Consider the following 24,081-nt stretch of genomic DNA (forward strand, 5'->3'; position numbering starts at 1 on the left):
TTCTCCTCTTGGATAGGTCGGGCCCGTCAGCCGGGCTTCATTCAGGCAAGTCTTACAGACAATAGTGACGGATCAGGCCACGCAGCAGTTCCACGGTCGGCTCGATGCGGTCGAGGTCGAGATACTCGTCCGGCTGGTGCGCGCAGGCGATGTCACCGGGGCCGAGTACCAGGGTCTGGCAACCGAGCTGCTGAAGATACGGTGCTTCGGTGCCGAAGGCTACCGCTTCCGCGCAATGGCCGGTCAGACTTTCGGCGATACGCACCAGCTCGCTGTCGGCCGCCTGCTCGAAGGGTGGCACGGCGGGGAACAAGGGGCGGTAGTCGAGTTGTACCGCATGGCGCTCGGCAACCGGCCGCAGGCGCTCGCGGATGGCCTGGCGCAGCATCTCCGGCTGCATGCCGGGCAGCGGGCGCAGGTCGAACTCCAGAGCGCACTGGCCGCAGATGCGGTTGGGGTTGTCGCCGCCATGAATGCAGCCGAGGTTCAGCGTCGGCTGCGGCACGCTGAACTGCGGATTGGAAAACTCGCGCTGCCACTCGCCGCGCAGCGCCAGCAGTTCGCCAATGGCGGCGTGCATCGCCTCCAGCGCGCTGTGGCCCAGGCTCGGGTCGGAGGAATGGCCGCTCTGCCCGACGATGTCGATGCGCTCCATCATCACGCCCTTGTGCAGGCGGATCGGCTTGAGGCCGGTCGGCTCGCCGATCACCGCCGCGCGCCCCAGCGAACGCCCCTCGGCGGCCAGCGCGCGGGCGCCGGCCATGGAGCTTTCCTCGTCGCAGGTGGCGAGCAGGATCAGCGGTTGCTTCAGCGGCTGATCCAGTAGAGGCAGCAGCGCCTCGATGGCCAGGGCGAAGAATCCCTTCATGTCGCAGGAACCCAGGCCGAACCAGCGACCGTCGCGCTCGTCCACGCGCAGAGGGTCGCTACGCCACAACGCCTCGTCATAGGGCACGGTGTCGGTATGCCCGGCCAGCACCAGGCCGCCGGGACCGCTGCCCAGCACGGCGATCAGGTTGAGCTTGCCCGGCGAGACCTCCTGCAGCTCGCAGGTGAAACCCAAGTCGTCCAGCCAGCCGGCCAGCCGCTCGATCACCGGTCGGTTCGACTGGTCCAGCGCAGGCTGGGTGCAACTCACCGACGGCAGGGCGATCAACTCGGCGAAGCGTTGTTTCAGGGGCGGCAACGACATGCTGTTCTCCGGAGGCTTTGCGCCCACTATGGACCATGCCGGCCCGCGGTAAAACCTCGCGCTGCCCGGCAGGCATGCCGAACTCCCTGTAGACTGCACACCTTTGACGTCTTTTTTTCGCGCCCGCCCCCAGGCTTTCGCCAGACGGGCGCAGCCGCCCAACCCGGACACCGCCATGCAGAAAGAAACCGAAATCAAACTGCGCGCCAGCCGCGAGACCCTCGAAGCCCTGCGCGATCACCCGGCGCTGAAGAAGCGCAACAAGTCCGGCTGGGAACCCCGCGAGCTGTTCAACCAGTACTACGACACCCCGACCCGCGAGCTGGCCCGCGCCCGCGTCGCCCTGCGCATGCGCCGCGACGGCGAGCAGTTCATCCAGACCCTGAAGACCCGTGGCCAGAGCGTCGCCGGGCTGTCCGAGCGCAACGAGTGGGACTGGTACCTGGAGAAGAACAAGCTCGACCTGAAGAAGCTCGACGACCAGTGCTGGCCGGCCGCCCTGGCCGACCTGGACAAGAAGACCCTCAAGCCGATCTTCAGCACCGATTTCACCCGCCAGCGCGCCGAGATCGCCTGGGGCCGCGGCAAGACCAAGGTGGTGATCGAAGCCGCGCTGGACCTGGGCAAGGTGATCGCCGGCAAGCAGGAAGAGGAAATCTGCGAGCTGGAACTGGAACTGCGCCAGGGCGAACCCGCCGCGCTGCTGGAACTGGCCCTGGAACTGGCCGCCGACCTGCCGCTGATGCCCTGCGACATCAGCAAGGCCGAGCGCGGCTACCGGCTGTTCGACCCGGCCAGCTACAGCATCCAGCCCGACACCCAGAAGCTGCTGGCGGAAACCCCGCTCGACGGCGCCTTCGCCGCACTGGCCTGGACCCTGCTGGGCAGCAGCCAGCGCCTGGCCGAGCAATACCGCTTCAACGGCCACTGGCGCCTGCTGGAAGACTGGCTGCGCCAGCTGATGGACCTGCGCGCCCTGCTCGGCAGCCTCGGCCAGGCCGTACCGCGCGCCACCACCCGTGAGCTGCGCGCCGCCCTCGATGCGCTGATCGCCGACTGGCAGCCACGCATCGAGCAGGGCCGCGACGACGAAGCCGTGCGCCAGCAGATGCCCGACGCCTTCCGCGAGGAGCTGGCCAACACCCGCTGGGGCCAGTTCTCCCTGAGCGCCTCCAGCTGGCTGCTGGCCAAGGCCTGGACCGCCGGGCGCAACGAGCGCGCCAACCGCCTGGGCGGCGCCGCGGTCGGCAAGTGGCTGCAGCGCACCCTGGCCGAAGAGGCCCAGGCCATGCCGCTGCAACGCGCCCTGCAACAACCCGAGGTGCTCGCCGACCAACTGCCGCGCCTGCAGCGCATGCTGGTCTGGCTGCGCCCGGCACGCGGCGTGCTAGAGCTGCCGGAAACCGACCGCCTGTACGGCGAGCTGGCCAAGCTGGAAGAACTGCTGGCCGCGCCGGACGCCGAGGGTCGCCTGGATGCCCTGGCGGCCCAGGCCCATACTGTGCTGACCCTCAAGCCGTTCAAGGCGCTTTTGAAATAAGCTGCCCCGACAACGCGGCGGGCTGACCGGGGCCCGCCCCAGACGAAGGGAATCCGTATGTCCGCCTATGCCCCATCCGCCCAGGACCGCTTGCTCGACCTGGGCGACATCCTGCGCGAACTGGTGAGCCAGGGCCGCGTGGCCCAGGATGACGCCGAGCAGTGCATGGCCATCCGCCGCAGCGCGGTGAACAACCAGCAGCATCCGCTGGAATTCCTCGCCGCCCAGCAGATCGAGGACCGCCAGCGCAACGGCCGCAAGCTCGACCTGGACGCCCTGGTGCACTGGCTGGCGGACTACTCCGGTCAACCCTACATGCGCATCGACCCGCTGAAGATCGACGTCGCCGCGGTCACCCCGCTGATGTCCTACGCCTTCGCCCAGCGTCACCAGATCCTCGCGGTGGCCGTGGCGCCGGACGAAGTCACCATCGCCAGCGCCCAGCCCTTCGTGCAGGCCTGGGAAAGCAACCTCATCCACGTGCTCAAGCGCCCGATCAAGCGCGTGGTCGCCAGCCCCACCGACATTCAGCGCTTCACCGTGGAGTTCTACCGGCTGGCCAAATCGGTCAGCGGCGCCACCGCCAAGGATCAGAAGATCAGCGGCGTGGGCAACTTCGAGCAACTGCTCAACCTGGGCGCGGCGGACCAGGAGCCCGATGCCAACGACGCACACATCGTCACCATCGTCGACTGGCTGTTCCAGTACGCGTTCCAGCAGCGCGCCAGCGATATCCATATCGAACCGCGCCGCGAGCAGGGCACGGTGCGCTTCCGCATCGACGGCGTGCTGCACAACGTCTACCAGTTTCCGCCGCAGGTCAGCATGGCGGTGGTCAGCCGCCTCAAGTCCCTGGGCCGGATGAACGTCGCCGAGAAGCGCAAGCCGCAGGACGGCCGGGTGAAGACCAAGACCCCGGACGGCGCCGAAGTGGAACTGCGCCTGTCGACGCTGCCCACGGCGTTCGGCGAAAAGATGGTGATGCGTATCTTCGACCCCGAGGTGCTGCTCAAGACCTTCGACCAGTTGGGCTTCTCGCCGGACGACCTGCGCCGCTGGCAGAGCATGACCAGCCAGCCCAACGGCATCATCCTGGTCACCGGCCCCACCGGCTCGGGCAAGACCACCACGCTCTACACCACGCTCAAGCAGCTTGCGACGGATGAAGTGAACGTCTGCACCATCGAGGACCCGATCGAGATGATCGAACCCTCGTTCAACCAGATGCAGGTGCAGCACAACATCGAGCTGACCTTCGCCAGCGGCGTGCGCGCCCTGCTGCGCCAGGACCCGGACATCATCATGGTCGGCGAGATCCGCGACCTGGAGACCGCCGAGATGGCGATCCAGGCGGCGCTCACCGGTCACCTGGTGCTCTCCACCCTGCACACCAACGACTCGCCCACCGCCATCACCCGTCTGCTGGAACTGGGCGTGCCCTACTACCTGATCCGCGCCACCGTGCTCGGCGTCATGGCCCAGCGCCTGGTGCGCACCCTCTGCCCGCACTGCAAGGCGCCGATGGAGCTGGACGAGGCGGACTGGCAGGAGCTGACCCGGCCGTGGAACGCCCCGTTGCCGACCAACGCCCACCGCGCCGTCGGTTGCCTGGAATGCCGCGACACCGGCTACCGGGGCCGCGCCGGGGTCTACGAGATCATGCTGCTGAGCGAAACCGTGAAGGAGCAGATCAGCGCCGACACCGACCTGATCCCGCTGCGCCGCCAGGCCTTCAAGGAAGGCATGCGCAGCCTGCGCTTGTCCGGCGCGCAGAAGGTCGCCGCCGGGCTGACCACCATCGAGGAAGTGCTGCGGGTCACTCCGCTGAGCGAGCAGAAGTAGCGCCGAGGCGGGCCGGCGAGTCCGAAGGGCTCAGGCCGGTCCAACCCTTGAAGGCGCGGCGGAACGCACGGTCATCGGAAAAGCCCAGGCGCTGCGCCACCGAAGCGATGGATGCACTGCCGTCTTTCATCAGCCGCTCCGCGGCTTCCCGCAGGGACGACGCGCGCAACTGCAGGTAGCTGGTGCCCTGCGCGCGCAGCTGGCGGCGCAGCGTGGCCTCGCTCATGTGCAGGATGTCCGCCAGGGTCGCCGCCGACGGCAGGCGCCTGCCCTGGCGCAGGGCATGTTCCAGCAGCAGCTTCACCTGCGACGGCAAGCCGTGCTCGTCCAGCGTCTCGATGATGAAGTTGTAGGGAAAACAATCGAGGATCGCCGCCAGCTCCGCGGGCGTCCGCACCACCGGCCGGGCGAGCATGGCCGCGTCGAACAGCAGCGTGTTGCGCGGCTGGTCGAACTGCACGGGCGCGTCGAACAGTTCGAGCAGCCGGTTCGGGCGCTGCGGGCGGCTGTAGACCAGCTCCACGCCGCGCAGGTCGAGGCGCTGGCCGCTCAGCCAGGCCAGCAGCGACAGGTAGTAGTGGAGGCCGATCAGGTCGCTGAGCAGCGCGGCATCGTCGCGCGTCGCATAGCGCGAAGCCATGCTGAAGCGCACCAGCGGGCCCAGCCGCTCCAGCCGACTGGAACGCTCGGCGCCGACGAACATGATGCTGAAGCGGTGACTGCGTTCGAGTACCGACCCGATATCCGGGCAACTGATGACCGCGTGGCAGAGCATCTCGCCCGCCAGGTTGGCGAAGATGGGGGCGTTGTCACGGGTGCAGCACAGGCGTTCGAGCGCATCCATCCGGTCGCTGAACAGGCGCGCAAAGACTGAAGGGTCGTGCCTTGCGGGTCCGTCCAACTCCTCCGTCGTCAGCGCCGGAGAATCGAAGCAGGCCAAGGCGTTGGCCAGTTGGGCCAACAGCCCTTCGGTGAGATCGGAGCCGTCCATCTGTCCCGCCGCAGCATGGTGGTGGCCGCGTCATCGGCACGCGGGTGATCGAAACTGTCCTACGATATTGCACGCTTGCGTCCTGTGCAATGAAGGTGGCGCGCTCGATAGTGCCCGCTACTCACACCTTCATACACAACGAGGATGGACGGAATGGCGGCTAAGCGATTGCTGGGCAAGACGGCGCTGGTAACGGGATCGAGCCGGGGAATCGGGCGCGCAATCGCCCAGCGGCTGGCTGCGGAAGGCGCCACCGTGGTGGTAACCGCGCGCAGCGTGGAGGCCTCCGCCGGCAACCCCGGCACGCTGCGGGAAACCGTCGAACTGATCGAGGCGCAAGGCGGCCGTGCCATTCCGATCGCCTGCGACCTGGAGCGGCAGGAGGACTGCGAACGACTGATCGAACGGGTGACCCAGGTGGCCGGACCGATCGACATCCTGGTGAACAACGCAGGCCTTGCTGAATACGTACCGCTGGAAAGCATGCCGCTCGACCTGTTCGACCGCACGCTGACGCACTACCTGCGCGCGCCCTTCATCCTCACCCAGGCGGTCATTCCGCAGATGAAAGCCCGTGGCGCCGGCTGGATCGTCAATATCGGCTCCGTCACCGCGCAGCCGCCGATCAAGCCCTACAGTGTGTTCGACACCGAGGTCGGCTCGACCGTCTACGCCACCGCCAAGGCGGCGATGAACCGCTTCACCCAGGGCGCGGCGGCCGAGCTGCTGGCGTCGAACATTGCGGTCAACATGGTCGCGCCCTCCACCGCCATCCTCACCCCCGGTGCGTCTCGCTACATCCCGGACGACTACCCCGGCGAGAACGTCGCCTATCTCGCGCATACCGTGGTCGAGATGTGTCATCTGCCGGCCGCCGAGCGTTCCGGCCTGCTCACCCATTCAATGCACTTCCCCGCGGCGCACAAGCTGGCGGTGCTGGACCTGGACGGCGCCACGCCGCTGCCGCCGGCACAGATTCCGGCGTGGTCGCACCCGGCGGTGAATCCGCTGGGCGAATAACGCCCCCGTATCGGCTCCGGAACGCTGCGGATTACCCGTGGCGCCAACCCGCAATCCCGGCGACCGGGCACGCTGCCGGGACACAAGAAGAAGAGGACTGCATGAGCGAGAACATCATAGCCGGCGGCGTGGCCGTCATCACCGGCGCGGGCAGCGGCATTGGCGAAGGCATCGCGCGAACCGCCGCGTCGCGCGGCATGAAGGTTGTACTGGCCGATATCGCCGGCGATCGCGCCGAAGCAGTGGCCGCCGAGATCCGCGCGCAGGGCGGCGAGGCGCTGGCCGTGGCGACCGACGTCTCCGACGCCACACAGCTCGATCGCCTGGCCCAGCGCGCCTACGACGCCTTCGGCGAAGTGACCCTGCTGGTCAACAACGCCGGCATCGAGATGCTCGGCTACGCCTGGGAAATCCCCGCCGCCACCTGGGAGAAGACCCTGGCGATCAACGTCCTTGGGGTCATCCAGTCGGTGCGCGCCTTCGCCCCGCGCATGATCGCGGCCGGCAAGCGCGCCTGGATCGCCAACGTCGGTTCGGTCGGTTCGCTGGGCATGATGCCGATCCAGACCTCCTACATGGTCAGCAAGCACGCCGTGCTGTCGTTCAGCGAGTGCCTGGCGCTGGAGATGGAACTGGTCGGCGCGCCGATCAGCGTGTCCTGCGTGCTCCCCGGCCCCGTCGCCAGCCGTATCTTCACCGACGCCGTGCTGGGCGAGACAGGCGGGCATTCGGACAAGCACCGCTCGATCATGGCCGACATGCTGCGCACCCACGGCCTGACGCCGCTGCAGGCCGGCGAGATCATCCTCGACGGTATCGCCGCCGGGGACTTCTGGGTACCGACCCATCCGGAGATGGCCGACGCCATGGCCCGCGCGCGCGCCGACTACCTGGTGAGCGAGCGCCGCCCCCGGCTTCGCGACGAAGTGCGCGGGTTGCTGTAGGGCGTACAACCGTTCGCGGTTGTACGCCGATTCACCTATGCCTGTCGCGGCTCCGGGACCAATCTCGGAGTGCTCTGAAGCCAAGGCCGGAGGGCGTATAACGTCGAACGTCATACGCCCTACGTTCCCCGATACCTTGTGCCAACAAAAAAGCCCGCCAATTGGCGGGCTCTTTCATTCAGGCGATGCTCAGTTCGCCGTCGGCTGCGCCGGTGCGCGGCGGTAGGCCCAGACCATCAGCCCGATGCCGCCCAGGACCATCGGTACGCACAGTACCTGGCCCATGGTCAGCCAGCCCCAGGCCAGGTAGCCCAGCTGGGCATCCGGCACGCGGACGAACTCGACGATGAAGCGGAAGATGCCGTAGCAGAGCACGAACAGACCGGACACCGAGGCGGTCGGGCGCGGCTTGCGGGTGAACAGCCAGAGCACGACGAACAGCGCCACGCCTTCCAGGGCGAACTGATACAGCTGCGACGGGTGGCGCGGCTCCGGGCCGCCGGTGGGGAAGACCATCGCCCAGGGCACGTCGGTCACCTTGCCCCACAGCTCGCCATTGATGAAGTTGCCGATGCGCCCGGCGCCCAGGCCGATCGGCACCAGCGGCGCGATCAGGTCCATCAGCTGGAAGAAGCTCTTGTTGTTGCGCTTGCCGAACCACCAGGTCGCCAGCATCACGCCGATCAGGCCGCCGTGGAACGACATGCCGCCCTTCCACACCTCGAAGATCAGCGTCGGGTTGGCGATGTACTCTTCCAGGTTGTAGAACAGCACGTAGCCCAGGCGACCGCCCAGGACCACGCCGCACGCCACCCAGAACACCAGGTCGGAGAGCTTCTCCTTGGTCCAGGTCGGGTCGAACTCGTGGAGCTTGCGCGAGGCCAGCAGCCAGGCGCCGCCGATGCCGATCAGGTACATCAGACCGTACCAGTGGATTTTCAGCGGCCCGAGCGCGACGGCAACCGGGTCGATCTGTGGATAAGGCAGCATCCGCTACTCCTTCAAACTGGAACTCAGATCAGGAAACTCAAGCCCACGCAGAACAGCAGCAGGGCGAACAGGCGCTTCAGGACTTTTGCCGGCAGGCGGTGTGCGAGCCGCGCCCCGATGCGCGCGAAAAACATGCTGGTCAGGGCAATGCCCACCAGCGCCGGCAGGTAGACGAAGCCCAGGCTCATCTCCGGCAACTTGGCGTTGTGCCAGCCGACGGCGATGAACGATATCGCACCGGCGATGGCAATCGGCAGTCCGCAGGCGGACGAAGTCGCAACCGCCTGTTGCATGGGAACGCCGCGCCAGGACAGGAAAGGCACCGTCAGCGAGCCGCCGCCGATGCCGAAGATCGCCGAGGCCCAGCCGATCACGCCACCGGCAACGCCCAGGCCGACGCGGCCAGGCACCTCGCCGCTGCCCTTGGGCTGCAGGCCCAGGGCCATCTGGATCGACACCAGGATGGCGAAGACACCAATGATCTTCTGCAGCACAGGCCCCTGGATCTTCGAGGCGGTGACCGCGCCCAGCGCACTGCCGACCAGGATGCCGACGGTCATCCACAGGAACAGCCGCCAGCGCACCGCACCACGGCGGTGATGTTCAAGAATCGAATTGGTCGAGGTGAAGATGATGGTCGCCAGCGAGGTGCCGACTGCCATTTGCGTCAGCACCTCGGCGGAAAAGCCGTGGGCGCTGAAGCTGTACACCAGGACGGGCACGATGATCAGCCCGCCGCCGACGCCGAACAGGCCGGCCAGCACGCCGGCGCAGGCGCCAAGCACCAGGTAGAGGACGAACTCCATGGGGCAACCTTCGTCAACAAAGCGGGCATGGTAGCCGATGCCTCCCGGGCGCTCCAGCCACACCGGGACATCGGCGGAGTTGATAGACTGCCGACACACTACGGAGTTCGACCCATGTGCCTGATCGTCTTCGCCTGGCGCCCCGACCACGCCACGCCGCTGATCGTCGCGGCCAACCGCGACGAGTTCTACGCCCGCCCGACCCTGCCGCTGGCAGCCTGGGAGGACTTCCCCGGCCTGTACGCGGGCCGCGACCAAGAGGCCGGCGGCACCTGGATGGGCATCGCGCCCGGCGGTCGCTTCGCCGCCCTGACCAACGTCCGTGACCCGGGGCAGCCGCTGGGACCGCGCTCCCGCGGCGAGCTGGTCGCCGCCTTCCTGCAGGGCCGGCAGGCGCCGCTGGAGTACCTGCAGCAGGTCGCGCGCCGCGCCAGCGACTACAGCGGCTTCAACCTGCTGGTAGGCGACGCCGGGCAGCTCTGTTATTTCAATCCACGCGTCGGCCCGCCAACGGCGGTGGCGCCCGGCGTGCACGGGCTGTCCAACGCCGCGCTGGATACGCCCTGGCCGAAGCTGGTGCGCGCGCGCTCGGCCCTGGAGGCGCAGCTCGCACAACCGGACACGGAGTCGCTCGTCGCCCTGTTGGCCGATGACCGCCAGGCCAGCGAGGCGGAACTGCCCGAAACCGGCGTGGGCCTGGCCACCGAGAAGCTGCTGTCGAGCGTGTTCATCGCCAGCGCGAACTATGGCACCCGCGCCAGCACGGCGCTGATCGCCCACGCCGACGGCCGCCGCGAGCTGCTGGAGCGCAGCTTCGGCCCCAGCGGCGCGCGCCTGGGCGATGTCCGGGTGAGCATCCTCCAGCCGGGTGCGATCTAGCAGGTGACGATGCTGTCGCGCTGCTGCTTGGCGCGGTAGAGGCCGTCGTCCAGCCGGCGCATCAGCGCCATCAGGTCCTCGCCGGGGTGCATCGCGGTGACCGCGAAGCTGGCGGTCAGCTCGACCGGCAGCGACGTCTCCGCGCCGCGCATGCTCACGCGCAGCCGCTCGGCCAGCTCCCGCGCCGCGTCGCGGTCGGTCTCCGGCAGCAACACGATGAACTCCTCTCCGCCCCAGCGGGCGAAGCAGTCCTCCTCGCGCAACTGGCGCCGCACCACGTCCGCCACCGCCACCAGCACACGGTCACCGGCCGGGTGGCCGAGGCTGTCGTTGACGCGCTTGAAGTGGTCGAGGTCGAACATCATCAGCGCGCAGGCATGACCGTGGCGCTGCAAGCGCTGCCATTCGGCATGCATCTGCTGCTCGAAGCGGCGGCGGTTGGCGATCTGCGTCAGCGGGTCGATCTCGGCGAGACGCAGGGCCACCGCCGCCTGCTCGACCAGCGCCTCGTTGGCCCGGCGCAGCGCGTCGGTGCGCGCTTCCACCAGCGCCTCGAGCTGCTGGTTGAGCTGCTGCAGTTCGAGGTTCTTCTGCTGCAGGGCCAGTTCGGCCAGCTTGCGCTCGTGGATATTGCGGTGGGCGCCGATCATCCGGGTCGCCTTCCCCGTCTCGTCGAACTCGACGAAGCGGCCGTGATCGCTGACCCACAGATAGCTGCCGTCGCGGCAACGGCAGCGGTACTCCTCGGCGTAGATTTCGCAGCGCCCCTCGATGTAGGCGTTGAAGCCGTTCATCACCTGCTCGAAGTCGTCCGGGTGGATCACGTCATGCCAGGTCGCGACATTCTCCGGCAGGCTGTCGGTGCCGTAGCCGAGCATGCTGTACCAACCGGGGCTGCGGCTCACGTGATTGGTGCGGATGTTCCAGTCCCAGATACCATCGCTGACGATCCCCAGCGCCAGGCGCAGGGTCAGGGCACTCTCACGGGAGTCCGTGCCGGGGCTGACGTCGAGCTCGTCCATAAGCTTCGCCTTGGCCGGCAACCGGCCTTGCCATCTGGGTGCCTCCCGGGGCCTGTGCGCATCCGGGAAGGTATGGGAGCCGGCGTCAGGCCTGGATGGTCGCCGCCGGGTTGATCACACGGCCGAGGCCGAGGTTGCGCAACGCCAGGTGCAGCGAGCTGTGGATGACCTGGGGGTTGTCGAAGGTCATCAACTGGCCGAGCAGCTCGCGGGCCTTGGACAGGGTCATCTGCCGCAGCAACCATTTCACTTTAGGCAAGTTGGTGGCGTTCATCGACAGGGAATCGAAGCCCATGGCCATCAGCAGTACGGCAGCCGCCGGATCACCGGCCATCTCGCCGCAGATACTCACCGGCTTGCCTTCGGCGTGGGAGTCGTCGACCACCTTCTTCAGCGCCTGCAGCACGGCCGGGTGCAGGTAGTCGTAGAGGTCGGCGACGCGCGGGTTGTTGCGGTCCACCGCCAGCAGGTACTGGGTCAGGTCGTTGGAGCCGACCGAGAGGAAGTCCACCTGGCGCGCCAGCTCGCGGGTCTGGTACACCGCCGCCGGGATCTCCACCATCATGCCGATCGGCGGCATGGGGATGTCCACGCCCTCGTCGCGCACTTCGCCCCAGGCCCGGTGAATCAGGTGCAGCGCCTCTTCCAGCTCGTGGGTACCGGAGATCATCGGCAGCAGGATACGCAGGTTGTCCAGACCTTCACTGGCCTTGAGCATGGCGCGGGTCTGCACCAGGAAGATTTCCGGGTGGTCGAGGGTGACGCGGATGCCGCGCCAGCCGAGGAAGGGGTTCTCTTCCTTGATCGGGAAATAGGACAGCGCCTTGTCGCCGCCGATATCCAGCGTGCGCATGGTCACCGGCAGCGGGTGGAAGGCGGAGAGTTGCTCGCGATAGATGGCGAGCTGTTCCTTCTCGCTGGGGAAGCGGTCGTTGATCATGAACGGCACTTCGGTGCGGTACAGGCCGACACCCTCGGCGCCGCGTTCCTGGGCGCGCGCCACGTCCGCCAGCAGGCCGGTGTTGACCCACAGCGGCATGCGATGGCCGTCCAGCGTTTCACAGGGCAGCTCGCGCAGCGCGGCCAGCCCCTTGCTCAGTTCCTTTTCTTCGGCGACCACTTCGCCGTATTGCTTGACCAGCTGCGGCGAGGGGTTGGTGTAGATCTCGCCGTGATAGCCGTCGACGATCAGGTCGATGCCGTCGACCTTGGAATACGGCAGGTCGACCGCGCCCATGACCGTGGGGATGCCCATGGCGCGGGCGAGGATGGCGACGTGGGAGTTGCCCGAGCCGAGCACCGAGATCAGGCCCACCAGCTTGCCCTCGGGCACTTCGCCGAGCATGGCCGGCGACAGCTCCTCGCTGACGATGATGGTCTGGTCCGGGTAGGTCAGGGTCTGCTTACGCTCTTCCTGCAGGTAGGCGAGGATGCGGCGGCCGATGTCCTTCACATCTGAGGCGCGCTCGCGCAGGTAGGCGTCGTCCATCAGTTCGAAGCGCTGCACATGCTCCATGACCACCTGGCGCAGGGCACCCTGGGCCCACTGGCCGGTGCGGATGATGCGCTTGACCTCCTGGCCGATGGAGGCGTCGTCGAGCATCATCAGGTAGACGTCGAACAGCGCCCGCTCTTCCTTGCGCAGCTGGGTGGCCAGCTTGCTGGAGAGGTTGCGCATGTCTTCGCGGACGGACTCCAGGGCCTGCTTGAACAGCTCGACCTCGGCCTCGACGTCGTCGATGGGTTTGTCCGGGACCACTTCCAGGTCAGCCGGCGGCAGCACCACCACGGCCTTGCCCACGGCGACGCCGGGGGCGCCGGGGACGCCGACGAACTTGGCCTCGCTGATGCCCTTGCCGAGCTTGCCCAGGCCACGGATCGAGCCGGTGGCCTCGGCGTGGGCAATTACGCCGGCGAGCTGTGCGCTCATGGTCACGAGGAAGGCTTCCTCGCCTTCGTCGAACTGGCGCTTTTCCTTCTGCTGCACGACCAGGACGCCCATCACCCGGCGATGGTGGATGATCGGTGCGCCGAGGAAGGAGGCGTAGCGTTCCTCGCCGGTCTCGGCGAAGTAGCGGTAGCGGGGGTGTTCGGAGGCGTTCTCGAGGTTCAGCGGCTCCTCGCGGGTGCCGACCAGGCCGACCAGACCCTCGTTGGGCGCCATGCTCACCTTGCCGATGGAGCGCTTGTTCAGGCCCTCGGTGGCCATCAGCACGAAGCGGTTGCTCTCGGCGTCCAGCAGGTAGACCGAGCACACCTGGGTGCCCATGGCCTCCTTCACGCGCTGCACAATGATGCCCAGCGCCGCCTTGAGGTCCTTGGCGGAGTTCACTTCCTGGACGATCTTACGCAGCGTGTTGAGCATGGCTTCCGGGTCTAACTCCTTGAACTTGCGTATCAGTCGCGCGCGAGCAGGCGCGGTGCCAATTCCTTCAGTGCCCGGCGGTAGACCTCGCGCTTGAAGGTCACGACCTGGCCGAGCGGGTACCAGTAGCTGACCCAGCGCCAGCCGTCGAACTCCGGTTTGCCGGTGACATCCATGCGCACCCGGCTTTCCTCGCCGGTCAGGCGCAGGAGGAACCATTTCTGTTTCTGCCCGATGCACAGCGGTTGGCTGTTGGTCCGCACCAGGCGTTGTGGCAGGCGGTAACGCAGCCAGCCACGGGTACAGGCAAGAATCCGTACGTCCTGTTCTTCCAGGCCGACTTCTTCGTTCAATTCGCGGAACAGCGCTTCCTCAGGGGTTTCGCGGGCGTTGATGCCGCCCTGGGGAAATTGCCAGGCTTCCTGGTTGATACGCCGTGCCCACAATACTTGTCCGACATCGTTGGAAAGGATGATGCCGACATTAGGGCGAAAACCATCGGGATCGATCACGGCGGTACATCCTCGAAATCGCGTGTGCCCGCATTGTTCCACAAAGCTTGTGACAGCGGCAACGCGAGGCGCGGCGTCATGTGCAGGGCCGGCAAAAGCCGTTACTCTAGGCGACTTTTCAGCATAGGCAACCATTGGTAATCCGACGTGCGATTGGCTCTCTTCGATCTCGACAACACCCTCCTGGCCGGTGACAGCGACCACAGCTGGGGCGAATGGCTGTGCCAGCGCGGGCTGGTCGACGCCGGCGAGTACCAGGCGCGCAACGACGCCTTCTATGCCGACTACATGGCCGGCACCCTGGACGTGTTCGCCTACCAGGCCTTCACCCAGGCCATCCTGGGCCGCAACAGCCTGGAACAGCTGGCAACCTGGCATCGCCAGTTCATGGAAGAGGTCATCGAGCCGATCATCCTGGCCAAGGGCGAAGCCCTGCTGGCCGAACACCGCGCCGCCGGCGACAAGCTGGTGATCATCACCGCCACCAACCGCTTCGTCACCGGCCCCATCGCCGAGCGCCTGGGCGTGGAAACGCTGATCGCCACCGAGTGCGAGATGCAGGGCGGCCTCTATACCGGCCGTACCTTCGACGTGCCCTGCTTCCAGGGCGGCAAGGTGACCCGCCTGAACCGCTGGCTCGACGAGACCGGCCTGAAGCTGGACGACGCCTACTTCTACAGCGACTCGCGAAACGACCTGCCGCTGCTGGAACTGGTGGCCAACCCGGTCGCCGTCGACCCGGACGACACCCTGCGCGCCACCGCCATCGAACGCGGCTGGCCGGTGATCAGCCTGCGCGGCTGAGCCGCCTCAGAACCTGTTTACGATCTCGCGAGCTAGAGCAGAACAAGGCAAAAACAGGCGAGGACGCGGAGTTTACGAGCTGTAAATGAGCAGTCCGAGCCTGTTTTTAACGCAGTTGTGCCGACGCGCAGCAGATCGTAAGCAGGTTCTCAGAAGGTCTTGTTCACCATCAGGTGAAAAATCGCCAGGAAGGCCAGGAACGCCGGCCAGCCCAGAGCGAACCACCAGCGCATATAGAGGAAGGCTTGCGGCGGTAGCGCCACGCCTTCCCGGTGCGCCGCCTCGGCCATGTCCCGCACGCGGATCTGCAGCCACACCACCGGCAGCCAGCAGGTGCCGGCGAATACATAGAGCGACAGGCTCCACAGCAGCCAGCCCGAATCCAGCGGCCAGCCGGCGATATGCGCCATGGCCAGCCCGCTCAGCGGCTGGAACACCGCCATGGTGGCGATGAACAGCCAGTCGGCGGTCACCAGATGGCGGAAGGTCACCCGGATCGCCTCCAGGCTGCCACTGCGCCACGCGCGCCAGGCGTAATAGGCCGAACCCAGGCCGGTGCCGAACAGCAGCGTGGACGAGAGGATGTGCAGGGTCTTGAGCAGCAGGAAGACGCTCACGCGGCGAGCATCAGACCGGCTTGCTGATCATCAGCACCAGGATGGCGACCACGCAGAGCAGCGAGAGCACGAAAAAGGCCAGGCCGAACTTCCATTCGCGCACCGCACGCACGGCAATCGGCTCGCCACTGCCCTGGGCCGCCAGGGCCAGGCCACGGATGCGCCACAGGCGGCTGGTGAACAGCAGCCAGAACAGCGTGGCGACGATCAGCAGGCAGGCGCTGCCCAGCAGCCAGGTCTGCCCCAGCGGCAGGCCCACGCCGTGCACCATCTGCCAGCCGGTGACCGGCAGGCTGGCGATGCTGCCGGCCACCAACACCCAGCCGGCCAGGCCGATGCGTTGCAGCGCCGTGGCGATCTTCCCGGCATCACCCCCGCGCCAGCTCCGCCAGCCGTACCAGGCCAGGCCGATGATCGCGAGGAACGGCAGCACCGCCGCGACACCGTGGAGGATTCGGAGGGTCTGGTAACTTTCCATGGTCATGCGTTCCTGTGAACAATCCGGTGTTCAGCGAAGACTAGCACCCGCCGTAGCGGCCCGGCTCCCCGGCGTCAGCCGAGGAACAGGCGATAGGCGGGGTTGTCGCTTTCATCCCAGTAGGGGTAGCCGATCTCTTCCAGCGCCGCGGCCACCAGGTGCTTCTCCTCGTCCGGCACCTGCAGGCCGGCGACCACGCGGCCGTCGGCGGCGCCGTGGTTGCGGTAGTGGAACATGGTGATGTTCCAGCGCCCGCCCAGGCGGTTGAGGAAGTTGAACAGCGCGCCAGGCCGTTCGGGGAATTCGAAGCGGAACACCTGCTCGCCCGAGACGCGCGGCGAATGGCCGCCGACCATGTGGCGGATATGCAGCTTGGCCAGTTCGTTGTCGGTCAGGTCCAGCACCGGGAAGCCCTGGCCGCGCAGATGCTCCACCAGCGCCTCGCGCGGGTCGTTGTCCGGGTGTGTCTGCACGCCGACGAATATGTGCGCTTCCTCGTTGGTGTTGTAGCGGTAGTTGAACTCGGTGATCTGGCGCTTGCCGATGGCTTCGCAGAAGGCCTTGAAGCTGCCCGGACGCTCGGGGATGGTCACCGCGATGATCGCTTCGCGCTTCTCGCCCAGTTCGGCGCGTTCGGCCACGTGGCGCAGGCGGTCGAAGTTGATGTTGGCGCCCGAGTCGATGGCCACCAGGGTCTGGCCGCTGGCGCTCTCGCGCTGCACGTACTTCTTGATGCCGGCCACCGCCAGCGCGCCGGCCGGTTCGGTGATCGAGCGGGTATCGTCGTAGATGTCCTTGATCGCCGCGCAGATCTCGTCGGTGCTGACGGTGATCACCTCATCCACGTACTGCTTGCAGACATCGAAGGTGTGCTGGCCGATCTGCGCCACGGCCACGCCGTCGGCGAACAGCCCGACCTGCCCCAGCACCACGCGCTCGCCGGCGGCCATGGCGGCCTGCAGGCAGTTGGAATCATCCGGCTCGACGCCGATCACCTTGACGTCCGGACGCAGGTATTTGACGTAGGCGGCGATGCCGGCGATCAGGCCGCCACCGCCGACAGGGACGAAGATCGCGTCCAGGCGGCCCGGATGCTGACGGAGGATTTCCATCGCCACGGTGCCCTGGCCGGCGATCACTTCCGGATCGTCGTAGGGGTGGATGTAGACGTAGCCCTTCTCTTCCACCAGCTTCAGCGAGTACGCCAGCGCCTCGGGGAAGGCGTCGCCGTGCAGCACGGCCTTGCCGCCGCGGGCGCGCACGCCCTGGACCTTCAGCTCCGGCGTAGTGCGCGGCATCACGATAGTCGCCTTGATCCCCAGCTCACGGGCTGCCAGCGCCACGCCCTGGGCATGGTTGCCGGCCGAGGCTGTGACCACGCCGCGGGCCAGTTCTTCCGGGCTCAACTGCGCCAGCTTGTTGTAGGCGCCGCGAATCTTGAAGGAGAACACCGGCTGCAGGTCTTCGCGCTTGAGCAGAATCTGGTTGCCCAGGCGCTCGGAGAGCTGGCGGGCGGGCTGCAGGGGCGTTTCCACGGCAACGTCGTAGACACGCGAGGTGAGGATCTTCTTGACGTATTGTTCGAGCATCGGAAGGGCACATTCGGCGGCATTTTCGAGGATTTGCGAGTCTACTCCAGCCAGCGCCGGGCGGGCCACCGAACAATCCGCACGCAGATGACCGTAACAGTTGCCCGGCGGCGCAACACCGGCGCGCCATCGACCGCTATAATCCGCCCTCTCGAACATTCTCCGGCGCTTCCGCGTCCCCCCCAGGTAAGAAGACCCTTCGCCATGAACCAGGATCAGCTCAAGCAGGCTGTGGCCCAGGCCGCCGTCGACCACATCCTTCCGCACCTCGACAGCAAGAGCATCGTCGGCGTGGGCACCGGCTCCACCGCCAACTTCTTCATCGACCTGCTGGCGAAACACAAGGCCGAGTTCGACGGCGCCGTGGCCAGCTCCGAAGCCACCGCCGCGCGCCTGAAAGGCCACGGCATCCCGGTCTACGACCTGAACACCGTCAGCGAGCTGGAGTTCTACGTCGACGGCGCCGACGAGGCCAACGAACGCCTGGAACTGATCAAGGGCGGCGGCGCCGCGCTGACCCGCGAGAAGATCGTCGCCGCGGTGGCCAAGCAGTTCATCTGCATCGCCGACGCCAGCAAGCTGGTGCCGATCCTTGGCGCCTTCCCTCTGCCGGTGGAAGTCATCCCCATGGCCCGCAGCCACGTCGCTCGTCAACTGGTGAAGCTGGGCGGCGACCCGGTGTATCGCGAGGGCGTGCTGACCGACAACGGCAACATCATCCTCGACGTGCACAATCTGCGCATCGACAGCCCGGTGCAGCTGGAAGAGTCGATCAACAACATCGTCGGCGTGGTCACCAACGGCCTGTTCGCCGCCCGGCCGGCCGACCTGCTGCTGCTCGGCACCGCCGAAGGCGTGAAATCGCTCAAGGTCTGAGCCCGCGGGGCGCCATCCACCCGCTGGCGCCCTCCGTCCCGCTCGCGGCCGTCTACGCTGGGGGATACCTTCCACCCAACGGAGAAACGGCATGGCCGGCAAGTACCATCTCAAGAAGGCCAGTGATGGCCAGTTCCACTTCAACCTGCACGCCAGCAACGGCGAGATCGTGCTGACCAGCGAGCTGTATAAGGCCAAGGCCTCGGCCCAGGACGGCATCGAGTCGGTACGCAAGAACTCCCAGCGCGAAGGCGCCTTCGAGGTGAAGACCGCCTCCAACGGCAAGCACTACTTCGTGCTCAAGGCCACCAACGGCCAGGTCATCGGCCAGAGCCAGATGTATGCCAGCCAGGCCAATGCCGAGGGCGGCGTGGCCGCGGTGAAGCGCTATGCGCCGGAGGCTACGGTCAGCGACGAGACCTGAAACCGCTGCTGTCGGGTTCCGAAGAACGGGGCGGAGGCATTCAAGGCGTCTCCGTCTCGCGCTTCCTGAACACGTAGAACAGATTGGGTTCGCTGACCAGGTACAACGTACCCTGTTCATCCATGGCGATACCCTCCGCCTGCGGCACGCCGCGCCGCAGTCCCTGCATGCCGCGCAGCAACGACAGCGTGCTGATCGGCTCGCCATCGGCGCTGAGTTCCTGCACCAGCCGGGACTCGTCGGATAGCGCCAGCAGGTGCCCGCTGCGCTCGTCGTACTGCAGGCTGGAGAGGTCGCGGACGAACAGGTTGCGGTTGTGCTTAAGGTCTTCTACCACATGCACCGCGAAGGGCTGCTGCGATTGCTCGTAGGGGAAGCCGCGCACCTCGTAGATATGCACCGGATTGCGCTCCTTGGCGACGAACAAGCGCTTGCCCTGCGCGTCGTAGGCCAGCCCCTCGAAGCCACTGTTGCCGCCGCGCCCCAGCGCCAGGGCAAGTTGCTGGGCGTCTTCGGCGCGCAGCTCCTTCGTCTCGTCGCGCAATTCGACGCGGAGCAGGCGCTGGTGGGTTTCGTCGGTGATCACATAGACGTTGCGGCTGATGTATTCGATGGCCTCGGTATCGCCGAAACCGTGCAGCGCGATTCTGCGCAGCACCTTGCCCTCCAGCGACAGCTCGATCAGTTCATTGTGCTTGTTGGTAACGGTGAACAGGGTCTGCCGGTCCGGATCGTAGGTCAGCGCCGAGACGTTCTCCTCGAGCCCCTCGATCGGCTGCGCCTCCAGCACCACCCGGTAGTCGGGCAACCAGATGGACTTGCCCTTCCACTGCGCCGCGTGACGCCATTCGTTGAGCTTGAACCAGGCGCGTTCATACATGCGGAAGCTCTGGCCCAATGCAAGCAGCGAGGCCAGGGCGAGCAGCGCCAGCAACGGGAGTAAACGGCGCGGTTTGAGCAGACGGCGCATGGAGAGCTCGGGGTTGGGTTGGCGTGGCAGATTGGCAGTGGCGCCTGAAGCCAAACTTAAAGGCCATCGGTGGCTGCGGGCAGGCTAGAGTCAGGTTAGCGCAAGACCGTCCGATCCTTCGCAAGAGGTATACAGATGGCCCAGCATCTGCTCCCCGAACAACGCCAGCAAGCCACCCTGCACACCGTGGTGCTGGCGACCGAGGTGCTGCATCACGCCGGCATTCCGCGCCAACGGCTGTTGGAAGGCAGCGGCATCGGCGAAGCGGACCTGCTGACCCCGCACAAGCTCATCACCCATGCCCAGGAACTGCGGGTCTTCGCCAATGCCCTGAGCTGCCACCACGATCCGGCGCTGGGTCTCTATCTTGGCCTGCGCATGCACGTTTCGGCCTACGGCATCCTCGGCTACAGCATGCTCGCCAGCCGCACCCTGCGCGACGCGCTGCAACTGGCGCTGTCCTTCCCCGATCTGCTCGGCACCTACTTCCGCCTGGCGCTGACCCCGCAGGGCGATGAAGTCCACCTGACCGCCGACGGCTACCGGTACGCGCCGGAGCTGACGGTGTTCAACACCGAGCTGTGCCTGACCTCGCTGCTCACGGTGATCCGCGACCTGCTCGGCGAGTCGGTGCGCCCGCGCCGCCTGCTGCTGGCCTACCGTCCGCCGCTGCACGCGGAAACCTATACCGAACGCCTGGGTTGCCCCGTCGAGTTCGGTGCGCCGACCAGCGCCCTCTGCTTCAGCCCGGCGCTGCTCGACCGCCCGCTGCCGCTGGCCGACCCGGTGAGCTGCCACAACGGCGTGCAGCAATGCCTGCGCATGAGCGCGACGCTCAGCAACCGTGGCGACGTGATCGAGCAATTGCGCCAGCACCTGGCCAGTCACCTGCAGGACACCGCCAACCTGGACACCGTGGCGCGACACCTGCACCGTTCCACCCGCACCCTGCGCCGCCACCTGCAGCAGCAGAACACCAGTTATCAACAGGTGCTCGACGAGGTGCGCTTCGACCGCGCGCGGCAACTGCTCAAGGACACCGACCTGCCGATCTACCTGATCGCCGAGCAGCTCGGCTACAGCGAGACGGCGAGCTTCCGGCATGCGTTCCATCGCTGGAGCGGGTCGAGTCCGAGCCTGTATCGGGGCTGAAGCCACGACCGGAAACGTCACTGTAGGAGCGAGCTTGCTCGCGAACCCGGCCCCACGGCGATTGTTCGCGAGCAAGCTCGCTCCTACGAAAAGCCCTCGGAACGCCATCCCGCTGACGCCTGAAATCCCGCACTCCAGAGGCTATTTTCAACTTGGCCTGATTTATCCCTTATTGGCCTGATCTATCGTTCTGCGTACCGGGCTGCTTGGTCATTATCAATCCGCAGCTAGGTGAAACGGTCTCAGAAACCGTAAAACCTCAACAATAACAACTGCTTAACTGCATGGTACCAGCATGACCAGCGCGATCACCATCGAGCGGATATGCATGGAGTTCGGTACACCCGGACAAGGCCTCAAAGCCCTGGACGACGTGTCACTGGAAATCCGCGCCAACGAATTCTTCACCCTCCTCGGGCCTTCGGGCTGCGGCAAGACCACCTTGCTGCGACTGATCGCCGGATTCGAACAACCCTCCTCCGGCAGCATCCGCCTCTACGGCGATGCGATGGAAGGCCTCCCGCCCTTCAAGCGCCCGGTCAACACCGTCTTCCAGAGCTACGCCCTGTTCCCCCACATGACGGTGGCGGAAAACATCGCCTTCGGCCTGGAAATGCAGGGCAAGAGTCGCAGCGACATCGATGCCACCGTGCAGAAGATGCTCGACCTGGTGCGCCTGCCGGACGTCGGCAAGCGCCGCGCCGACCAGCTCTCCGGCGGCCAGCAGCAGCGCATCGCCCTGGCCCGCGCCCTAGCCAGCCGGCCCAAGGTGCTGCTGCTCGACGAATCGCTCTCCGCGCTGGACCTCAAGCTGCGCAAGGAGATGCAGATCGAGCTCAAGCGCCTGCAGCACGAGACCGGCATCACCTTCATCTTCGTCACCCACGACCAGGAAGAAGCCCTGACCATGTCCGACCGCATCGCGGTGATGAGTCGCGGCAAGGTCATGCAGATCGGCACGCCGACGGAAATCTACGAGGCGCCGGTCAACCGCCTGGTGGCCGACTTCATCGGCGAGACCAACTTCCTCGAAGGCGAATCCAGCGGCGACGGCGTGCGCCTGCCCGACGGCCAGGTGCTGCCGGCGGCGACCACCCTGCCGGGCAAGGTGACCCTGGCGATCCGCCCGGAACGCACCGAGCTCGCCCAGGACGGCCAGCTCGAAGGCGTGGTGGAAAACATCGTCTACGTCGGCACCGACACCGTGTACCACCTCAATGTCGCCGGTCAGGGCGGCTTCCGCGTGCGTCAGCAGAACCGCGACGGCGCCCATTCCACCCACGCCCCGGGCGCACGGGTACGGGTCCGCGTACCCGCCACCGCCATCCGGGTACTGGCCGAATGAGTACGCTGCGCGCACAAGCCGAACGCAAATCGCTGTTCAATCGCCTGGCCCTGACCAGCCCGGCGATGATCATGCTGGTGGTGTTCCTCGTCCTGCCGCTGGGCATCATGTTCGCCGTGTCGATCCAGGCACCGGGGGACTACGGCGGCGTGAAATGGGGCCAGCACACCGTCGAGGCTTACATCAACTTCCTCTGGGAGCGCGACCTGGACGACAGCCTGTCGTTCAACGCCGACTACCTGGGCATCTTCCAGCGCTCGTTCTGGTTGTCGATCCTGACCACCCTGGGCTGCCTGCTGATCGGCTTCCCCACCGCGCTGTACCTGGCGCTGCAGGACGAACGCCGGCGCAACCTGCTGCTGTTCCTGGTCACGGTACCGTTCTGGACCAACCTGCTGGTGCGGGTCTATGCCTGGATCCTGCTGTTGCGCAACGGCGGCCTGATCGACGAGGGGCTGCACGGGCTGGGCTTCTCCGACGCCTCCATCGGCCTGCTCTATACCGACAACGCAGTGATCATCGGCCTGCTCTACACCTACCTGCCGTTCATGGTCCTGCCCATCTACACCAGCCTGGAAAAGATGGACTGGCGCCTGGTGGAAGCGGCCTTCGACCTGGGCGCCAACCGCTGGAAGGCGCTCAAGCGGATCATCGTGCCACTGGCCATGCCCGGCATCGTCGCCGGCTGCATCCTGGTGTTCATCCCCTCGCTGGGCAGCTACATCATTCCCGAGCTGCTGGGGGGCGGTAAGTCGCTGATGATCGGCAACCTGATCCAGCTGCAGTTCGGCACGGCGCACAACTGGCCGTTCGGCGCGGCGCTGTCCTTCGCCCTGCTGGCCTTCGTGCTGCTGGCGATGATGATCTACAGCATGCGCTTCAAGCAGGGCACCGCGGGAGGTCATCCATGAAGTCGGCCAACCCGCTCTGGCGCTTCACCGGCGTGCGGCCCGCCGCCTGGCTGTTCTTCGCCTTCCTCTACATCCCGATCCTCGTACTGGTGGTGCTGAGCTTCAACAGCGGCCAGTCGGCGACCCTGTGGGAAAGCTTCAGCCTGAAATGGTACTCGGTGGTGGCGGACGATCCGGAAATTCTCCGCGCGGCGAAGAACTCGCTGATCGTCGCCAGCCTCGCCACGATCATCTCCACCACGCTGGCCACCCTCGCCGCCCTGGGCATGCGCGGGCGGACCTTCCGTGGCCAGGGTCTGATGAGCGGCGTGCTGGGCCTGCCGCTGCTGGTGCCGGAGATCGTCACTGCCGTGGCGACCCTGATGTTCTTCGCCTTCATCGGCCTGAAACTGTCGCTGTTCACCATCCTGCTGGCGCACGTGGTGTTCTGCATCCCCTTCGCCTACCTGCCGATCCGCGCGCGTCTCGAAGGCATGGATCCCAGGCTGGCCGAAGCGGCGGCGGACCTCTACGCCTCGCCCTGGAAGACCTTCTGGAAGGTGACCTTCCCGCTGCTGATGCCGGGCATCCTCTCCGGGGCGATGCTGGCGTTCATCATCTCGATGGACGACTTCGTCATCACCTACTTCGTCGCCGGTGCCGGGGCCACCACCCTGCCGGTGTATATCTTCAGCTCCATCCGCATGGGGATTTCCCCGAAGATCAACGCCATTTCTTCAATAATACTGTTGATTTCCATCGCGTTCGTTGCGTTGTCGTACTACGTCGGCCAGCGTCGCCGCTGACCTCCTGCCGCCAAAACAAAACAACAT

General features: G+C 66.4%; 23 protein-coding genes. 12 read left to right on the forward strand and 11 right to left on the reverse strand.

Going from position 1 to position 24,081, the window contains the following annotated elements:
• Positions 1 to 52: 52 nt before the first annotated feature.
• A complete protein-coding gene (gene argE / locus J5M67_RS16225; protein ID WP_207886367.1) occupies positions 53 to 1,192 on the reverse strand; it encodes an acetylornithine deacetylase in 1,140 nt (379 codons plus the stop codon).
• 175 nt (positions 1,193 to 1,367) lie between these two features.
• On the opposite strand from argE, the gene J5M67_RS16230 reads away from it, so the two are divergent.
• Together J5M67_RS16230 and J5M67_RS16235 are read left to right on the forward strand one after the other, a co-directional pair.
• Complete coding sequence (locus J5M67_RS16230; protein ID WP_207886368.1) at positions 1,368 to 2,732, forward strand: inorganic triphosphatase; 1,365 nt, start codon at positions 1,368 to 1,370, stop codon at positions 2,730 to 2,732.
• 57 nt (positions 2,733 to 2,789) lie between these two features.
• Entirely contained in the window at positions 2,790 to 4,574 is a 1,785-nt protein-coding gene (locus J5M67_RS16235) for a GspE/PulE family protein (RefSeq protein ID WP_207886369.1), read from the forward strand.
• Here J5M67_RS16235 and J5M67_RS16240 read toward each other — a convergent pair.
• Positions 4,549 to 5,565, reverse strand: coding sequence for an AraC family transcriptional regulator (locus J5M67_RS16240; RefSeq protein WP_207886370.1), 1,017 nt, complete (start codon positions 5,563 to 5,565; stop codon positions 4,549 to 4,551). The genes J5M67_RS16235 and J5M67_RS16240 overlap by 26 nt on opposite strands.
• Positions 5,566 to 5,718: 153 nt before the next feature.
• Between J5M67_RS16240 and J5M67_RS16245 the strand changes: the two genes are divergently transcribed.
• On the forward strand, positions 5,719 to 6,585 hold the full coding sequence (locus J5M67_RS16245) for an SDR family NAD(P)-dependent oxidoreductase (RefSeq protein ID WP_207886371.1): 867 nt from the start codon (positions 5,719 to 5,721) through the stop codon (positions 6,583 to 6,585).
• 101 nt (positions 6,586 to 6,686) lie between these two features.
• Complete coding sequence (locus J5M67_RS16250) at positions 6,687 to 7,529, forward strand: SDR family NAD(P)-dependent oxidoreductase (RefSeq protein WP_207886372.1); 843 nt, start codon at positions 6,687 to 6,689, stop codon at positions 7,527 to 7,529.
• Between the two features lie 189 nt (positions 7,530 to 7,718).
• Here J5M67_RS16250 and lgt read toward each other — a convergent pair whose 3' ends face one another.
• Both lgt and J5M67_RS16260 read right to left on the reverse strand, forming a co-directional pair.
• Complete coding sequence (lgt, locus tag J5M67_RS16255) at positions 7,719 to 8,519, reverse strand: prolipoprotein diacylglyceryl transferase (protein WP_207886373.1); 801 nt, start codon at positions 8,517 to 8,519, stop codon at positions 7,719 to 7,721.
• Positions 8,520 to 8,542: 23 nt separating this feature from the next.
• Positions 8,543 to 9,325: a sulfite exporter TauE/SafE family protein gene (locus J5M67_RS16260; protein WP_207886374.1), complete on the reverse strand. Its 783-nt coding sequence runs from the start codon at positions 9,323 to 9,325 to the stop codon at positions 8,543 to 8,545.
• Between the two features lie 114 nt (positions 9,326 to 9,439).
• On the opposite strand from J5M67_RS16260, the gene J5M67_RS16265 reads away from it, so the two are divergent.
• Positions 9,440 to 10,204: an NRDE family protein gene (locus J5M67_RS16265; RefSeq protein ID WP_207886375.1), complete on the forward strand. Its 765-nt coding sequence runs from the start codon at positions 9,440 to 9,442 to the stop codon at positions 10,202 to 10,204.
• Here the strand turns inward: J5M67_RS16265 and J5M67_RS16270 are convergent.
• The 3 genes from J5M67_RS16270 to J5M67_RS16280 all read right to left on the reverse strand — a co-directional run bounded on the left by J5M67_RS16270 (position 10,201) and on the right by J5M67_RS16280 (position 14,103).
• Entirely contained in the window at positions 10,201 to 11,226 is a 1,026-nt protein-coding gene (locus J5M67_RS16270; RefSeq protein WP_207886376.1) for a sensor domain-containing diguanylate cyclase, read from the reverse strand. The genes J5M67_RS16265 and J5M67_RS16270 overlap by 4 nt on opposite strands.
• 85 nt (positions 11,227 to 11,311) lie before the next feature.
• On the reverse strand, positions 11,312 to 13,591 hold the full coding sequence (ptsP, locus tag J5M67_RS16275; protein ID WP_207886377.1) for a phosphoenolpyruvate--protein phosphotransferase: 2,280 nt from the start codon (positions 13,589 to 13,591) through the stop codon (positions 11,312 to 11,314).
• Positions 13,592 to 13,623: 32 nt separating this feature from the next.
• Positions 13,624 to 14,103: an RNA pyrophosphohydrolase gene (locus J5M67_RS16280; protein ID WP_152227102.1), complete on the reverse strand. Its 480-nt coding sequence runs from the start codon at positions 14,101 to 14,103 to the stop codon at positions 13,624 to 13,626.
• A 147-nt stretch (positions 14,104 to 14,250) separates the two neighbouring features.
• Here J5M67_RS16280 and J5M67_RS16285 point away from each other — a divergent pair, with 147 nt between their 5' ends.
• The gene (locus J5M67_RS16285; protein WP_207886378.1) at positions 14,251 to 14,907 is read left to right on the forward strand and encodes an HAD family phosphatase; all 657 of its coding nucleotides are present in this window, start codon (positions 14,251 to 14,253) and stop codon (positions 14,905 to 14,907) included.
• 149 nt (positions 14,908 to 15,056) lie between these two features.
• On the opposite strand, the gene J5M67_RS16290 is transcribed toward J5M67_RS16285, so the two are convergent.
• The 3 genes from J5M67_RS16290 to ilvA form a co-directional block, all read right to left on the reverse strand.
• Positions 15,057 to 15,524 (reverse strand): DUF2269 domain-containing protein, encoded by a 468-nt coding sequence (locus J5M67_RS16290; RefSeq protein ID WP_207886379.1) that lies wholly within the window; start codon positions 15,522 to 15,524, stop codon positions 15,057 to 15,059.
• 10 nt (positions 15,525 to 15,534) lie between these two features.
• Entirely contained in the window at positions 15,535 to 16,008 is a 474-nt protein-coding gene (locus tag J5M67_RS16295) for a DUF2269 domain-containing protein (protein WP_243434696.1), read from the reverse strand.
• A 68-nt stretch (positions 16,009 to 16,076) separates the two neighbouring features.
• Positions 16,077 to 17,591 (reverse strand): threonine ammonia-lyase, biosynthetic, encoded by a 1,515-nt coding sequence (ilvA, locus tag J5M67_RS16300; RefSeq protein WP_207886380.1) that lies wholly within the window; start codon positions 17,589 to 17,591, stop codon positions 16,077 to 16,079.
• 204 nt (positions 17,592 to 17,795) lie between these two features.
• Between ilvA and rpiA the strand changes: the two genes are divergently transcribed.
• Positions 17,796 to 18,467 (forward strand): ribose-5-phosphate isomerase RpiA, encoded by a 672-nt coding sequence (gene rpiA / locus J5M67_RS16305; protein ID WP_207886381.1) that lies wholly within the window; start codon positions 17,796 to 17,798, stop codon positions 18,465 to 18,467.
• A 91-nt stretch (positions 18,468 to 18,558) separates the two neighbouring features.
• Complete coding sequence (locus J5M67_RS16310; RefSeq protein ID WP_207886382.1) at positions 18,559 to 18,891, forward strand: YegP family protein; 333 nt, start codon at positions 18,559 to 18,561, stop codon at positions 18,889 to 18,891.
• Between the two features lie 40 nt (positions 18,892 to 18,931).
• Here J5M67_RS16310 and J5M67_RS16315 read toward each other — a convergent pair whose 3' ends face one another.
• A complete protein-coding gene (locus J5M67_RS16315) occupies positions 18,932 to 19,861 on the reverse strand; it encodes an SdiA-regulated domain-containing protein (RefSeq protein ID WP_207886383.1) in 930 nt (309 codons plus the stop codon).
• 135 nt (positions 19,862 to 19,996) lie between these two features.
• On the opposite strand from J5M67_RS16315, the gene J5M67_RS16320 reads away from it, so the two are divergent.
• The 4 genes from J5M67_RS16320 (at position 19,997) to J5M67_RS16335 (ending at position 24,054) form a co-directional block, all read left to right on the forward strand.
• The gene (locus tag J5M67_RS16320; protein ID WP_207886384.1) at positions 19,997 to 21,013 is read left to right on the forward strand and encodes an AraC family transcriptional regulator; all 1,017 of its coding nucleotides are present in this window, start codon (positions 19,997 to 19,999) and stop codon (positions 21,011 to 21,013) included.
• Positions 21,014 to 21,308: 295 nt separating this feature from the next.
• Positions 21,309 to 22,358: an ABC transporter ATP-binding protein gene (locus J5M67_RS16325; RefSeq protein WP_207886385.1), complete on the forward strand. Its 1,050-nt coding sequence runs from the start codon at positions 21,309 to 21,311 to the stop codon at positions 22,356 to 22,358.
• Positions 22,355 to 23,269 carry an ABC transporter permease gene (locus J5M67_RS16330; RefSeq protein ID WP_207886386.1) on the forward strand — a complete coding sequence of 305 codons (915 nt, stop codon included), beginning with the start codon at positions 22,355 to 22,357 and terminating at the stop codon, positions 23,267 to 23,269. The genes J5M67_RS16325 and J5M67_RS16330 overlap by 4 nt, the downstream gene beginning before the upstream one ends.
• Complete coding sequence (locus tag J5M67_RS16335) at positions 23,266 to 24,054, forward strand: ABC transporter permease (RefSeq protein WP_207886387.1); 789 nt, start codon at positions 23,266 to 23,268, stop codon at positions 24,052 to 24,054. The genes J5M67_RS16330 and J5M67_RS16335 overlap by 4 nt, the downstream gene beginning before the upstream one ends.
• The last annotated feature ends 27 nt before the right edge of the window (positions 24,055 to 24,081 follow it).

The sequence above is a fragment of the Pseudomonas sp. 30_B genome (assembly GCF_017491605.1).
Taxonomy (GTDB): domain Bacteria; phylum Pseudomonadota; class Gammaproteobacteria; order Pseudomonadales; family Pseudomonadaceae; genus Pseudomonas.